Source organism: Amphritea atlantica, assembly GCF_024347255.1.
GTDB lineage: Bacteria > Pseudomonadota > Gammaproteobacteria > Pseudomonadales > Balneatricaceae > Amphritea > Amphritea atlantica.
This window is the reverse complement of sequence record NZ_AP025284.1, coordinates 4361248-4374173: the sequence shown is the minus strand read 5'-3', so window position 1 is coordinate 4374173 and position 12926 is coordinate 4361248. Positions and strand designations below refer to the sequence as shown.

Here is a 12926-nt window from a genome sequence, read left to right as displayed (position 1 = left end):
AGAGGATTATACGTAGCCAATGGCAAAAAAGAGAGGGGCAGCTGCATCCCGTTCCCAAAAGAGTCGCAAAACGAAGTCAAATAAGCCCTCCTGGAAGCGTCGGCTGTTTAAACTGTTTCTGAAAGTGTCCCTGGTAATGCTGGTGATTGCCGCTGCCGGGCTGGTATATCTGGATGCTCAGGTGCGGGCGAAGTTTGAGGGTAAACGCTGGGCGCTGCCTGCGAAGGTGTATGCCCGGCCTCTGGAGCTGTTTCCCGGTCAGCAGCTGAGTCGTGACGATCTGAAAATCGAGCTGAAAGGGTTGGGCTATCAGTTTACCTCACGCGCCACTCAGCCGGGCAGTGCCGAATGGGCAACCTCGCGGGTGCGGCTGTATACCCGTGGGTTTGATTTTCCCGACGGTCAGGAGAGCGCCCGTAAACTACTGATCGATTTCAGTGGCGATACGCTGACCCGTATTCGTGATGAGTCGGGCAGTCAGTTGCCGCTGGCACGCTTAGAGCCTGTATTGATTGGCGGTATCTACCCCAAAGACAATGAAGACCGCGATCTGATCCAGCTCTCTGAAGCGCCCCCCCATCTGGTGGATGCTCTGATCGCCATCGAAGACCGCAACTATTACAGCCATTTCGGTATCTCCCCGCGGGGGATCGCCCGGGCGATGGTCGTCAATGTTAAAGCGGGTCGTTTTGTACAGGGTGGCAGCACTCTGACGCAGCAGTTGATTAAAAACTTCTACCTCAGCTCAGAACGTTCGCTCAGCCGTAAGCTGGCCGAGATTCCGATGGCGGTGCTGCTGGATCTGCACTATAGCAAAGATGAGATTCTCGAGGCGTATCTCAATGAAGTTTATCTGGGGCAGGAGGGTTCCCGGGCGATTCACGGTTTCGGTCTGGCCAGCCAGTATCTGTTTGCACAGCCGATTCGGGAACTGAAGCTGCATCAGGTTGCGTTGATGGCGGCGCTGGTTAAGGGACCTTCATTTTATGATCCCCGTCGCCACCCACAACGGGCCACTGAGCGGCGAAATCTGGTGCTTAAAGTGTTGCAGGAGCAGGGCAGCATCACTCTGGAAGAGCGGCAACAGGCGGAGAAACAACCGCTGGGGGTGGTGAAACAGCAGAGTCTGCTCAAAGGCGCTTATCCGGCATATCTGGATCTGGTGAAGCGGCAATTGCGACAGGAATACCCCGAAGAGGCGCTTAACAGTGAGGGGCTGAGGGTGTTTACGGCCCTGGACCCGATCGCCCAGACACGGGCTGAAACCAGTCTGGTCAGTGTTATCGGTAAGCTACAGCAACGTTACGGCAAACCAGTTAAAGAGCTGGAGGGCGGGATGGTGGTGAGCAACCCGCTGAGTGGTGAGGTGCTGGCTATTGTGGGTGGGCGCAATACCCGCTACCAGGGGTTTAATCGGGCGCTGGATACGCTGCGTCCGGTGGGATCATTGATTAAACCGGTGGTATATCTGGCGGCGCTGGAGGGAGACTATACCCTTGCTTCGATCATAGAGGATGAACCGCTCGAAGTGAAACTGCCCAATGGTGACGTGTGGCAACCACAGAACTACAGTCGTACCAGTCACGGTCCGGTGCCGTTGCACACCGCGCTGGCACACTCCTACAATCAGTCATCTGCGCGCCTGGGGCTTGAGATTGGCACCGCTAAGGTGGTGGATATGCTCAGGCGACTGGGTTTGCAGCGTGATGTTGATGAATACCCTTCAATGCTGCTGGGGTCGACTGCGCTATCACCGCTGGAGGTCGCTCAGCTGTATCAAACCATCGCCGGAAACGGCTATCAGGTGCCGATGCGGGCGATCCGGATGGTGACCGATAGCAACAATGAGGAGCTGTCCCGATACCCTTACAACATCCTGCAGACGGTGGCATCCGGCCCGGTACACCTGATCCAGTATGGTTTGCAGGAGGTGGTGCGCGAGGGCACCGCCCGTTCGGTGTATAATCGCTTACCTCAGGATCTTATTGTGGCGGGTAAAACTGGCACCACCAATGATCAGCGGGATAGCTGGTTTGCTGGTTTTGCCGGTGACCGGCTGGCGGTTGTCTGGCTGGGACTGGATGATAACAAGCCGTTGCCGCTGACCGGTAGTAGCGGCGCGCTGCGGGTATGGACCGAGTTTATGGCGCAGACCCGACCGCAGCCTTTCATGGCGGAAAGACCGGATACAATCAAGTACCATTGGGTAGAAGATAGCACCGGGCTGATGTCGGGTGAAGGGTGTGAGGGAGCCCGGGAACTACCCTTTATCGAGGGCACTGAACCTAAGGAATCATCCGGGTGCGGTGACAATGTTATCAGTAATCCGCTTGATCTTCTCAAGCGCTGGTTCAGAACGGAATAAACAGATGAAAAAAGTGATATCGACAGGTTGTGGGCTGCTCTTAACATCATTACTCGCCGGTTGTATGGGCGGTAATGCCAATATTAACCCGATTGTGGAGGACCGTTCAGAATCCGGCAGCGGGGTCGCGGTTGATCCGAATGTCGGTTCAGATACTGCTGTGGCGACGCCGGTTGATACCGGTCAGGGCTTCACGGTGGTGAACCGTCAGGTTGCCGCGCCAGCGCCTGTATCCAGCAGCAATCCGGCCGTTATCGCTCTGCTTCAGGGCGCACTTGAACAGCAAAAACAGGGCGAGTACAGTGCAGCGCAAAGCAGCCTTGAGCGGGCTCAGCGGATAGCACCCCGTGATCCCCATGTATATATGCGGCTGGCTGATCTGCGTCGTCAGCAGGGACAGTATCTGCAGGCAGAACAGTTTGCCCTCAAAGGGCTGACCCTGGCCCGTGGACAGTCGGCCATGGAGCGCAAATTCTGGATTCTGATTGCGGATATTCGCAGTGAGGGTGGAGATCACAGCGGCGCGGCGGTGGCCCGGGATAAAGCGAACATGTTATGAAATCCAGCGTTATCGCTGGCAATCGCTGTTGAGTTAAACCGGTTACGAACCGCCATTGCCGCTATGATTGAGTAGCGGTTTAGGCGGCTTTTAATCTTCACAGTGTCTGAGTCATAAACCGGTTTATCAGATACGCCGAACAGTTACCGAAACGTTCACCTCAGCTTTATATGACCCTGACAGGAAAGTTGTGTGCCGGTTAAAAAGTTGAATATTGACTCTGGTTGTTGGCAAAACTCCGGTTATGATAGTGCTATTCGTTGTTCAAAAATGAGTAGCTCTACCATGTCAGAATCCAGGTTGCAGGCGGTTATCGGTGATCACTTCCTGTTTTCATCGTTATCGCAACAGGCCCGTGAAACACTGGTGCAACACTGTCGCACGATTAAATTGAAAAATGATGAAACTCTGTTCAGTCAGGGGGGCGAAGCTCATAGCTTCTATCTGGCACTCAGCGGTGCAGTGAAACTGTTTCGGGTGTCCCCGGATGGTCAGACCAAGGTGATCGAGGTGATTCATGCCGGCGAGACCTTTGCTGAGGCTCTGATGTTTATGGATCAGATACGTTACCCTGTCAATGCGTCAGCGATGGGGAGTGCCGAGGTGATGGTGATCCCCAATAAGCTTTATAAAGAGATGCTGCTGGCCGCCCCCCAGAGCGCGATGAAGCTGATGGGCACCATGGCGGTTAAACTGCATCGGCGGATCAAAGAGATCGAAACCCTGACACTGCAAAATACCCGTCACCGGCTGGGCAACTATCTGTTCGGGCTGGCGCCGGATCCGGCGGCAAAACAGAGTGTCTTCCAACTGCCGATGGCGAAACAGCTGATCGCATCGCAGTTAGGCATGCAACCGGAAACCTTTTCCCGACTGATCAAAGAGATGAAGACCCAGGGGTTGATTGAGGTGAACGGGGCTGAGGTACAGGTGCATGATCTGCAGGGGCTTCGGGCGTTTGGTCATTGACGATTCCCGGCAGCTGAGCCCGCGATATTACAGAGATAAAAAAAGGGCTGGCCCTGCAGGGTCTGCCCTTTTTTACATCTGGCTATCGATCAGATAGCGACAATATTTTCAGCCTGAGGGCCTTTAGGACCACTGGTGACAGTAAACTGTACCTGCTGGCCTTCAGCCAGGGTTTTGAAACCATCGCTGACGATTGCGCTGAAGTGAGCGAAAACATCGGGACCGGAGAGCTGCTCAATAAAACCAAAACCTTTAGTTTCGTTGAACCATTTAACCGTGCCGGTTGTTGAATTAGACATAATAATATCCTGAAATTTAAATAGAGTAGTGCCTTCAAAAGGCTTGAATCGCATCAAAATGTAGACTGAGACTTAGAAACTGCAGGACGTGGTGTTACGAATAAAACAACGAAATGTAGGATGTAAATATGAGACTTCTTTCTAGCTGCCGATCACTGTATAGAGTTAGTGCGGACTTGTATATAAGTTTCTGAGTTTATCTGTGATCCACGGAGGGGAGGTTACCAGTATTCAGCTTTATCCGGCCCAGCGAGTTGGCAAAATACTTCTCGGAGAAATAGACCATGAAGCCGAGCATTGCCAGAACGGTTGTTAATAGCAGTGCCCGGCTTTGCAGTACCACGCAGGCATAGAGACCCGAGGCGGCTACGGCCAGATAGAGCAGTGCTGCTCTGGTATTCTGCACCAGATCGAACAGACCGCAGTAGACCATGATCGAACCGAGAAAATAACCGAGAGCAACCAGACGGGGATAACGCCTCGCCTGATGCATGCCAAATGCGGTAAAGGTGATACACAGACCTGTGATCAGTGGTGGGTCTAAAGCACAAAGGGCAGATCGGTTACACCAAAATCGATACCCAACTGACTCAGGGCCGTGGTGAGCTGTCCCCGGTGATGAGTGCTGTGGTTAAACATATGGGCTGCCAGCAACCATGCAGGTTTAGTCCTCGCCGTTCCATCGATTTTACTGATATAGGAAAAATCACTCTCCAGCCAGCTTTGCTTCAGACGATCCGCCCAATCGATGATTTTCTGGTCCCACACTTTTCTAGTGTCAGCGAGTTCGGAGAAATCCGGGTAAAGAATGCCGCCGAATTCCGGCACCTCATCTTCCTTCCCCATAAAGCGGGATAACCAGGCAATATCGCCATACATAAGATGATCCAGAGTGCCGTGGATCGATTTGAAGAACAGTTTCATATCCGTCCGGCGTTGTTGATCCGGAATGGTGGCGCAGGCGTTGTAGAGCTGATCATTCATTCTGGCGTTGTAGCGGGCCATGGTTTGACAATAGCTGGGGCTAATCATAAGTGTTCCTTGTCTATTGCGACAGAGGTAAAGTCTCACTATCCAATCGAACTGATAGTGTATCAGATCAGAGTGAGATTCCAGTGGCCCGTCGTGAGGGAGAGCTCATCCCGGGAAGGTGAAGCCTGACCGGCTTTTCTGACGTTCGCTTTTGTCAGCTCTGTCAGGCTTGTTGCTGATTAAACCGAACCATCTGTTTAATCGACATCGCGCAAAGGGGCAGACCTGCTGCCAGAAGTAGGGTGTTGATTCCACGATCCACGGCGGTTTCACCGACCCCAGGCGGGGTATCACCAGGCGCCATCCTCTTTTTATCTGTCTAAGCTGCTAGCCCGAGAGCAGGGAAAAGAGGCAGAGTAAAATATAAAAAACGAACCTTACTCTGCCTTATACTCTATTTACTGCATGACCCCTTTTTGGCCATCTCTAACTGTGCGACCTCATTTTTCCCCTTCTCTTCGTCGACTAATTCCAATCCAGCACCACCGACAAAGGCCCCTAATTTTATATATTGTCTAACAAAATAATTCTTTCCGCCCTCTGTTTTAACCAAGAGATCGTTAGGAGAGAACTCCGATTCAGTTGATACTTTATGTTCTTCACCTCCACCTACCTCTTCGTAGAAAAACATATCGGGTGCTGTCTCTCCAATACATTTTCCGTCAACCCACACATCTTTTTTCAGAGCTGCACCAAATACACCAGCACGGTAAATATATAACCCAGCATTTTCTTTGTTTGATGGGGGATTGAACTGCTTAGCCACATCCGCTTTTTCTTTGCTTTCCATGGGGACTGAGGCACATCCAGCTAATAGAGATGTTGCTACAGCTGTTGCAATAAGGAGTTTATTCATTGCTCTTCCTTGTTTATTGATAAGTAAGTGTTGCTTGTTAAGTTAAACCTGCTTTTTGAATTTGTCAGAAGTTTGTTCAGAATTAAACCGAATCATCTGTTTAATTGACATCGCGCAAAGGGGCAGAGCTGCTGCCAGAAGTAGTGGATACAGATAGCTGCTATCTGCCAGCGGATTGACGACCAGATTGCCCGGGCCGGTCAGCATCAGGGCGACCGCCATATTGATTGCAGCCAGCAGGGTAATACTGCGCAGTTGCTTCTCGCCGGTCATGAAGGCTGAGGCGAGCATGGCCGCGCTGACGGCAACCGCAACCATCTGTGTATAGATCTCGCCATGCTCCATCCGCCGTAACAGTTCAAACAGAGCGAACAGGCCGATCAGCCAGCGTCCCCAGGCGGGGCGACTCCAGTGATTGTTGCGGGCGCTGACCAGCATAGCGCTGGCCAGCAGCGGGATGGCGGCATAGTAGGCCAGATTGCTTAGCAGGCGCTGGAAGGTTTGCAGGTCCATGCCGCTGCTGGCAACCAGCTGCGTGGTCAGCAGGTCAGCAAGGGCGGCAACGCCGATAAATGCCAGACTCAGGGATGCGGCTTGGAGTGTGGCTTTAGGCTGATCATCAACAAGGGGCTGCGCGGCGCGTTTAAGGAGCAGAGCCGAGGCCATTGAGCTGATGATCAGCGCAACCAGTGTCAGGGTGAGCAATACAGATTACTCCGCAGCCAGTCTGGCAAATACCCGGCCAGCCGCTTCGATGGTGGCGTTGATATCCGCTTCGGTGTGAGCCTGAGACATAAAGCCTGCTTCAAACGCAGACGGTGCCAGATAGATACCCTCGTCCAGCATGCCATGGAAGAAACGGCCAAACTTATCGGCATCGCACTTCATCACTTCAGCGAAGCAGGTGACCTGTTCCTGATCGGTGAAGAACAGACCGAACATACCGCCGACCTGGGTGGTGGTGAATGGCACGCCGTGACGCAGTGCCATCGCTTCGAAGCCCTGCGTCAGCAGTTCGGTTTTAGCGCTGAGTTTCTCGTGAAACCCCTCCTCTTGAAGGGCGGTCAGCATCGCCAGACCAGCCGCCATCGCCAGTGGGTTGCCGGACAGTGTGCCAGCCTGATAAACCGGTCCCAGAGGTGAGATGTGTTCCATAATCTCTCGTTTGCCTCCGAAGGCTCCGACCGGCAGGCCACCGCCGATAACCTTGCCCATGGTGGTCAGATCGGGAATGACACCGTAATAACCCTGTGCGCCTGTCAGGGAAACCCTGAAGCCGGTCATCACTTCATCCAGAATCAGCACGGTGCCGTACTGGTCACAGATATCACGCAGTCCTTCCAGGAAGCCTGGAACCGGTGGAATGCAGTTCATATTGCCGGCAACCGGCTCAACAATAATACAGGCGATCTCGTTGCCCGCTTCGGCAAATGCTTCACGGACATTGTCGAGATCGTTGTAGGTGAGGGTGATGGTGTGTTCAGCCAGACTGGCGGGGACGCCGGGAGAGCTTGGTTCGCCCAGGGTCAGCATACCGGAACCGGCTTTCACCAGCAGCGAGTCGGAGTGGCCGTGGTAGCAGCCTTCAAATTTTACGATCTTGTCTCGGCGGGTATAGCCACGGGCCAGGCGGATCGCGCTCATGGTGGCTTCGGTACCGGAGTTAACCATCCGTACCAGATCCATGCCCGGCATCATCTCGCAGACCTTGTCCGCCATGTCGATCTCAATCGCTGTGGGCGCACCAAAGCCCAGTCCTGAGTCCATGACGTTGCGGACAGCATCCATAACCGCTGGGTGTGAGTGACCCAGAATCATCGGTCCCCATGAGCCAACATAGTCGATATATTTATTGTCATCCTCATCGAACAGATAGGCCGCTTCACCGCGCTTGAAGAAGATCGGTGTACCTCCGACACCTTTAAAGGCGCGAACCGGTGAATTAACGCCACCAGGAATATGGGCCTGTGCGGCCTGAAATAAAGATTCTGAACGGGACATGATGAACTCTCTTAAATTCGTGTCGTGAGCGGATCAGTTAAACAGACTGTCAAACTGTCCGGCCCGGGCGCAAATATCATCGCAGGCAAACAGACTGTGGATCACTGCGATCATATCCGCCCCGGCTGAAATTACCTGCCCTGCATTATCCATATTAATGCCGCCAATCGCTACCACCGGAACGGGTAGTGTTGATCCAGCTTCAGCTAACAGAGAAATGGGGGCAGGCGTGGCATCGGGTTTGGTACTGGAGGGGAAAAAGGCGCCAAAGGCAACATAATCAGCGCTTTGCTGACAGGCGGTCTGTGCCAGTGTCAATGAACTGTGGCAGGTGTTGCCGATAATAGCTTCCCTGCCCAGATATTCACGGGCCTGGCTGATGTTCCCGTCACTCTGGCCCAGATGAACACCATGGGCACCACAGGCCCTGGCTAACTCAGTATCATCGTTGATCAGCAGAGGGCGATGAAACTGATTACACAGATCCACCAGTGCCAGTGCCTGTTGCAGACGTTTTGCCTGATCGGTTGATTTGTCCCGGTACTGAATGATGCGGGCACCACCCCGCAGAGCCTGCTCTACCTGGAATAGCAGGCTGTCGGTATCCGGCATAAGAGTACTATCGGTAATGGCGTACAGGCCATGTAATGGGGGTTTTGTCATCGGTGGATCGCTGCTGTGTTGTGGGTTAATCGATTTTCTGGGTGTAGAACTGTTCCACCTGTTCCCGGGTCAGGGTGCCGGTAATCTCCTTGCTGTAGTTCTGTATCCAGAGGGCATCCAGACGTTCACTGTTCATCCGGTCCAGAGCCTCTTTCAGGGTTGCGTTGATGCCCAGAGAGACAATATCTTTGCGGATGGCGGGCACTTCCATAAGATCCAGTTCCAGCTGTGGGTCAAAGCCGTTCAGTTCGCTTTCCCGGTCGATAAAATACTGTAAATCGGCCGGTAACATCATATAGCGGGGAACCCCCGGACGATCCTCCAGCACCAGCCATTCAGGCCGTTGCTCCAGTGCTTTTATGGCGGATTCACAACCGATAGTCCGATCGCAACAGACAAAGCTGGTATTCATCACACTGGCTACTCCCAGGCGGGACAGCACCTGAGTCAGCGGTTCCTGACGGTAATCCAGCCCCTGTGCTTTGAGAGAACTGAGGAAGATCGATGGTTGATTAAAAAAGAACCGTACAGTGGTGCTGGCGACCACAATGGCCAGCATCCCGGGGAAAATAATATTTGGATTACCGGTCAGTTCCAACAGTGCGATCAGGGCCGCCAGTGGTGCATTCAGTACGGCTCCCATCATCGCCCCCATCCCCAGCATGGCGTAGAAGCCAACACCGGAATGACTCTCGCCACTATAGTAACCGATCAGCATGGCAAAGGTGGCGCCGGTGATTGCGCCGATATAAAGCGTTGGACCGATCAGCCCGCCGGGGATGCCCAGGCCGAGAACGATGGGTGTCAGCAACCATTTAGCGATGAGTAATCCTGCCAGTAGTGCCAGGCTGGAATGGCCCTGTAAAACTTCTGAAATGGTGTCATAACCGAGCCCCATGACCTGTGGATACCAGATCGCAACCAGACCCGTTAGCGCGCCTGAAATCAGAAGTTTGATCCCCAGAGGCCAGCTAACTGACTTCTGCGTTTGTACCATAATGCGGATAAATCCCCCGGCGAGCAGCGCACAGATAATGCCCAGTAAAATTACAAAAGGGATTTCGGCGACCGACTGAATCTGCAATGCCGGGATAGTGAACGCTGACTCCACACCATAGGTCACCCGGATCAGCAGAGCCGCGGTGACAGAGGCAACCAGCACCGGGGTAAAACCGATCACGGTATACTCCATCAGAATCACTTCCATGGAGAAGATCACCCCGGCCAGCGGTGTATTAAAAGCGGCGGATATCGCGGCGGCCACCCCGCATCCGACTAATAATCGCAGCGTGTTATTGGGCAGTTTAAGCACCTGACCGATAAGACTGCCGCAGGCCGCACCCAGATGGATGGCCGGCCCCTCCCGACCAACGGAGTGGCCGGTTAGCAGTGCAATAGCAGCGCCGAAAAACTGCACCAGCATATTTTTCGCAGGCAGCTGTCCCTGATGGTAACTGAGTCGTTCGAGTACATGGACAACACCGATTTTGCGGCTGGAGGGGAGTAATTTCCATAGCAGCATTAAGATTGCGATGCTGCCACCAAGCGGCAGGATAATGCGCACCCAGGTGGGTAAGCCCTCAAAGTTTTCACTGTTATGATCCGGTAGCCAGAACTCCAGAGGGATATCTATCACCAGTCGGAAGGCGAGAATGAACAGACCTGCAACCAGGCCTGACACAATTCCCAGCAGTACCAGTTGCGGTAAAGCTTCAGCATGGGCCAGCCGGTTGCGAAAGTGAGCGAATGAGAGGGAGTCTTTGAACATCCGGAACGAGTCAGCCTGTATTTAAAACCGCTTTAAAGAACGACGTGGCGGGGCTTTTCGTGGTGTATTTTACTGATACCCAATAGTAATGCCCCTCAAGGGTTTGTATCATACGCAGACAGAATAGAAAACCGTAGAACGATTTGTGAGGTCAAAGTGATCAAAGTAGGTATCGTAGGTGGCACCGGATATACCGGCGTAGAGCTGCTCAGGCTGTTGGCGAACCATTCCCAGGTGTCGGTCGAGGTCATTACCTCCCGCTCTGAGGAAGGGATGCGAATCGACGATATGTACCCCAACCTGCGTGGTCACTATGATCTGCAGTTTACGGTTCCGGATGTGGAGACCCTGGCGCAGTGTGATGCAGTGTTCTTTGCAACCCCGCACGGGGTGGCGATGAAAATGGCTCCTGAACTGGTCGAACGGGGCGTTCGGGTGATCGATCTGGGGGCGGATTTCCGCATTAAAGATCTGGAACTCTGGTCTAAATGGTATGGCATGGAGCACACCAGCGCAGAGCTGGCGGCGAAAGCGGTGTATGGTTTGCCTGAGGTGAATCGTGAAGCGATTAAGACCGCGCAGATGATCGCCTGCCCGGGATGCTACCCAACAGCGACTCAGCTGGGTTTTCTGCCACTGGTTGAAAATGGTCTGATCGATCATCGTCGTCTGATTGCCGATGTGAAATCTGGTGTCAGTGGTGCCGGTCGTGGCGCCAGTGTCGGTTCGCTTCTGTGTGAAAGCAGTGAAAGCATGAAGGCTTATGCAGTTGCCGGCCATCGTCACCTGCCAGAGGTGAAACAGGGATTAAGTGAAGCTGCAGGCCGCCCCGTTGGTCTGACGTTTGTACCCCACCTGACACCGATGATCCGGGGTATTCATGCAACCCTTTATGGCATTCTGAAAGATCCGGTTGATGGTTTGCAGGAGCTGTTTGAACAACGATATGCGAATGAGCCGTTTGTGGACGTGATGCCTGCGGGCAGTCTGCCTGAAACCCGCAGCGTCAAAGGTGCCAACATGTGCCGGATCAGTGTTTTCCGGCCACAGAACGACGATACCGTGGTGGTACTGTCGGTGATTGATAACCTGGTCAAAGGGGCAGCAGGACAGGCAATTCAGAATCTCAACATTATGTTTGGCTTTGAAGAAACAGAGGGCCTGCGTCACGCTGGGATGATGCCATAAACAGGAATTATCTATACTTGACTAATTTACTTGGTTAATAAGATAATAGCGCCTGAACAGGCAAAATCGATTTAAGTGGAGCAGATATGACAGAGATGACTGACCAGCAGCCGGAGATGGTTTTTTCCGATTCCGCAGCGGCAAAGGTAAGAAGTCTGATCGAAGAGGAACAGAACGATAACCTTAAACTGAGGGTATTTATTACCGGTGGTGGGTGTGCTGGGTTCTCTTATGGCTTCACATTTGATGAGGCGATAGCCGACGATGACACCGCAATAGAAAATCATGGCGTCACCATGGTGGTAGACCCGATGAGCTATCAGTATCTGGTGGGATCAGTGGTGGATTACAAGGAGGGGCTGCAAGGCTCCCAGTTTGTGATTAATAACCCAAATGCCACCACTACCTGTGGCTGTGGCTCCTCTTTCTCCATCTGATTGCACATCTGTTACCACAGTTAAAAAGCCAGCATCTGCTGGCTTTTTGCTTTTTGGTCATTGGGTGATTAACCCAGCACGTGGGAAATATATATTTTTGCTGTCAGACCAAACAGTGTCAGGCCCCCTAATATTCCGAGAAAAATAGTCCGCCCTTCACGGTTAGCTCCCGCTTTCAGCGATACGTGCCAGACGCTCCAGAGCTTAAAAACAATCATTCCGATAACTGCAATAAAGACACAGATTTCGCTTGTAGACCAGATAACCATTGTCTGACTCTCCAATAATATTCATTTGACATGAATATTATATCTGAATAACATTCATTTCAAATGAATATTAAAGGGTCTGTTCAGGAGTCAGGCAATGAAAAGATCAGCGCTTCTTAAATCTCTTAGCCGTGAGCATCATGGCGCATTGATTTATGCCAAACGGTTGCTGGATCTCTCGCAAAAAGACACCCGTTTAATGCAGAGCTACTGGCGGGATATTTGTGAGGCTGTGCAAGCAGAGCTCAAGACCCATTTTGCCGAGGAAGAGAAGCTGGTTGAGGGGATCAGTGAGCCGCTGTTGGCGCGCTTCAGAGATGAGCACCGGCAGCTACGAGCGTTATTCAAGAGTGAGGATGCCGACCAGTTGAAGCGATTTGCTAACCTGCTCAGAGAGCATATTCGTTTTGAAGAGCGAGAGCTATTTCCCTGTTTAGAAGCGCGTTATTACGAGGTCTTGCAACAGAATCAGATGCGCTGAAGTAGTGATGCAGCGTCTGGTAATACATAAATCAAATTA

The 12926-nt window shown here is 52.6% G+C and carries 16 protein-coding genes; 6 read left to right on the top strand and 10 right to left on the bottom strand.

The window, feature by feature from the left end; genetic code table 11:
- Nucleotides 1-19 precede the first annotated feature (19 nt).
- The 3 genes from mrcB to OCU43_RS20135 all read left to right on the top strand — a co-directional run bounded on the left by mrcB (nt 20) and on the right by OCU43_RS20135 (nt 3893).
- Entirely contained in the window at nt 20-2365 is a 2346-nt protein-coding gene (mrcB, locus tag OCU43_RS20145) for a penicillin-binding protein 1B (protein WP_091361640.1), read from the top strand.
- Nucleotides 2366-2369: 4 nt separating this feature from the next.
- Nucleotides 2370-2924, top strand: coding sequence for a tetratricopeptide repeat protein (locus tag OCU43_RS20140; RefSeq protein ID WP_091361641.1), 555 nt, complete (start codon nt 2370-2372; stop codon nt 2922-2924).
- A 285-nt stretch (nt 2925-3209) separates the two neighbouring features.
- Nucleotides 3210-3893, top strand: a complete 684-nt coding sequence (locus OCU43_RS20135; protein WP_175483602.1) for a Crp/Fnr family transcriptional regulator — start codon at nt 3210-3212, stop codon at nt 3891-3893.
- Between the two features lie 89 nt (nt 3894-3982).
- On the opposite strand, the gene OCU43_RS20130 is transcribed toward OCU43_RS20135, so the two are convergent.
- The 9 genes from OCU43_RS20130 to OCU43_RS20090 form a co-directional block, all read right to left on the bottom strand.
- A complete protein-coding gene (locus tag OCU43_RS20130; RefSeq protein ID WP_091361645.1) occupies nt 3983-4192 on the bottom strand; it encodes a cold-shock protein in 210 nt (69 codons plus the stop codon).
- Nucleotides 4193-4388: 196 nt separating this feature from the next.
- Nucleotides 4389-4685, bottom strand: coding sequence for a hypothetical protein (locus OCU43_RS20125; protein WP_175483603.1), 297 nt, complete (start codon nt 4683-4685; stop codon nt 4389-4391).
- 47 nt (nt 4686-4732) lie between these two features.
- A complete protein-coding gene (locus OCU43_RS20120; RefSeq protein WP_091361646.1) occupies nt 4733-5224 on the bottom strand; it encodes a DinB family protein in 492 nt (163 codons plus the stop codon).
- Between the two features lie 163 nt (nt 5225-5387).
- Nucleotides 5388-5528 carry a hypothetical protein gene (locus OCU43_RS20115; protein WP_175483604.1) on the bottom strand — a complete coding sequence of 47 codons (141 nt, stop codon included), beginning with the start codon at nt 5526-5528 and terminating at the stop codon, nt 5388-5390.
- Nucleotides 5529-5618: 90 nt separating this feature from the next.
- The gene (locus OCU43_RS20110; RefSeq protein ID WP_091361648.1) at nt 5619-6080 is read right to left on the bottom strand and encodes a DUF2846 domain-containing protein; all 462 of its coding nucleotides are present in this window, start codon (nt 6078-6080) and stop codon (nt 5619-5621) included.
- 42 nt (nt 6081-6122) lie between these two features.
- Nucleotides 6123-6785 carry a hypothetical protein gene (locus OCU43_RS20105; protein WP_091361649.1) on the bottom strand — a complete coding sequence of 221 codons (663 nt, stop codon included), beginning with the start codon at nt 6783-6785 and terminating at the stop codon, nt 6123-6125.
- A gap of 6 nt (nt 6786-6791) precedes the next feature.
- Nucleotides 6792-8081, bottom strand: coding sequence for a glutamate-1-semialdehyde 2,1-aminomutase (hemL, locus tag OCU43_RS20100; RefSeq protein WP_091361651.1), 1290 nt, complete (start codon nt 8079-8081; stop codon nt 6792-6794).
- Nucleotides 8082-8114: 33 nt separating this feature from the next.
- The gene (gene thiE, locus OCU43_RS20095; RefSeq protein ID WP_091361652.1) at nt 8115-8744 is read right to left on the bottom strand and encodes a thiamine phosphate synthase; all 630 of its coding nucleotides are present in this window, start codon (nt 8742-8744) and stop codon (nt 8115-8117) included.
- Between the two features lie 25 nt (nt 8745-8769).
- Nucleotides 8770-10512 (bottom strand): chloride channel protein, encoded by a 1743-nt coding sequence (locus OCU43_RS20090; RefSeq protein ID WP_091361654.1) that lies wholly within the window; start codon nt 10510-10512, stop codon nt 8770-8772.
- A 156-nt stretch (nt 10513-10668) separates the two neighbouring features.
- Between OCU43_RS20090 and argC the strand changes: the two genes are divergently transcribed.
- Nucleotides 10669-11700 (top strand): N-acetyl-gamma-glutamyl-phosphate reductase, encoded by a 1032-nt coding sequence (gene argC / locus OCU43_RS20085; RefSeq protein ID WP_091361655.1) that lies wholly within the window; start codon nt 10669-10671, stop codon nt 11698-11700.
- Between the two features lie 86 nt (nt 11701-11786).
- Entirely contained in the window at nt 11787-12137 is a 351-nt protein-coding gene (gene erpA / locus OCU43_RS20080) for an iron-sulfur cluster insertion protein ErpA (RefSeq protein ID WP_091361657.1), read from the top strand.
- Between the two features lie 68 nt (nt 12138-12205).
- Here the strand turns inward: erpA and OCU43_RS20075 are convergent, their stop codons facing one another.
- Complete coding sequence (locus OCU43_RS20075) at nt 12206-12355, bottom strand: hypothetical protein (protein WP_261832954.1); 150 nt, start codon at nt 12353-12355, stop codon at nt 12206-12208.
- Between the two features lie 148 nt (nt 12356-12503).
- On the opposite strand from OCU43_RS20075, the gene OCU43_RS20070 reads away from it, so the two are divergent.
- Entirely contained in the window at nt 12504-12887 is a 384-nt protein-coding gene (locus OCU43_RS20070; RefSeq protein ID WP_091361660.1) for a hemerythrin domain-containing protein, read from the top strand.
- Nucleotides 12888-12926: the final 39 nt, after the last annotated feature.

What these genes read in the sequence shown, in the direction of transcription:
- OCU43_RS20120 (WP_091361646.1), bottom strand. Translation starts at nt 5,224, where the DNA reads ATGATTAGCCCCAGCTATTGTCAAACCATGGCCCGCTACAACGCCAGA.
- erpA (WP_091361657.1), top strand. Translation starts at nt 11,787, where the DNA reads ATGACAGAGATGACTGACCAGCAGCCGGAGATGGTTTTTTCCGATTCC.
- OCU43_RS20070 (WP_091361660.1), top strand. Translation starts at nt 12,504, where the DNA reads ATGAAAAGATCAGCGCTTCTTAAATCTCTTAGCCGTGAGCATCATGGC.
- OCU43_RS20075 (WP_261832954.1), bottom strand. Translation starts at nt 12,355, where the DNA reads ATGATTGTTTTTAAGCTCTGGAGCGTCTGGCACGTATCGCTGAAAGCG.
- OCU43_RS20135 (WP_175483602.1), top strand. Translation starts at nt 3,210, where the DNA reads ATGTCAGAATCCAGGTTGCAGGCGGTTATCGGTGATCACTTCCTGTTT.
- OCU43_RS20090 (WP_091361654.1), bottom strand. Translation starts at nt 10,512, where the DNA reads ATGTTCAAAGACTCCCTCTCATTCGCTCACTTTCGCAACCGGCTGGCC.
- thiE (WP_091361652.1), bottom strand. Translation starts at nt 8,744, where the DNA reads ATGACAAAACCCCCATTACATGGCCTGTACGCCATTACCGATAGTACT.
- OCU43_RS20140 (WP_091361641.1), top strand. Translation starts at nt 2,370, where the DNA reads ATGAAAAAAGTGATATCGACAGGTTGTGGGCTGCTCTTAACATCATTA.
- mrcB (WP_091361640.1), top strand. Translation starts at nt 20, where the DNA reads ATGGCAAAAAAGAGAGGGGCAGCTGCATCCCGTTCCCAAAAGAGTCGC.
- OCU43_RS20125 (WP_175483603.1), bottom strand. Translation starts at nt 4,685, where the DNA reads ATGCATCAGGCGAGGCGTTATCCCCGTCTGGTTGCTCTCGGTTATTTT.
- OCU43_RS20110 (WP_091361648.1), bottom strand. Translation starts at nt 6,080, where the DNA reads ATGAATAAACTCCTTATTGCAACAGCTGTAGCAACATCTCTATTAGCT.
- OCU43_RS20130 (WP_091361645.1), bottom strand. Translation starts at nt 4,192, where the DNA reads ATGTCTAATTCAACAACCGGCACGGTTAAATGGTTCAACGAAACTAAA.
- OCU43_RS20115 (WP_175483604.1), bottom strand. Translation starts at nt 5,528, where the DNA reads ATGGCGCCTGGTGATACCCCGCCTGGGGTCGGTGAAACCGCCGTGGAT.
- hemL (WP_091361651.1), bottom strand. Translation starts at nt 8,081, where the DNA reads ATGTCCCGTTCAGAATCTTTATTTCAGGCCGCACAGGCCCATATTCCT.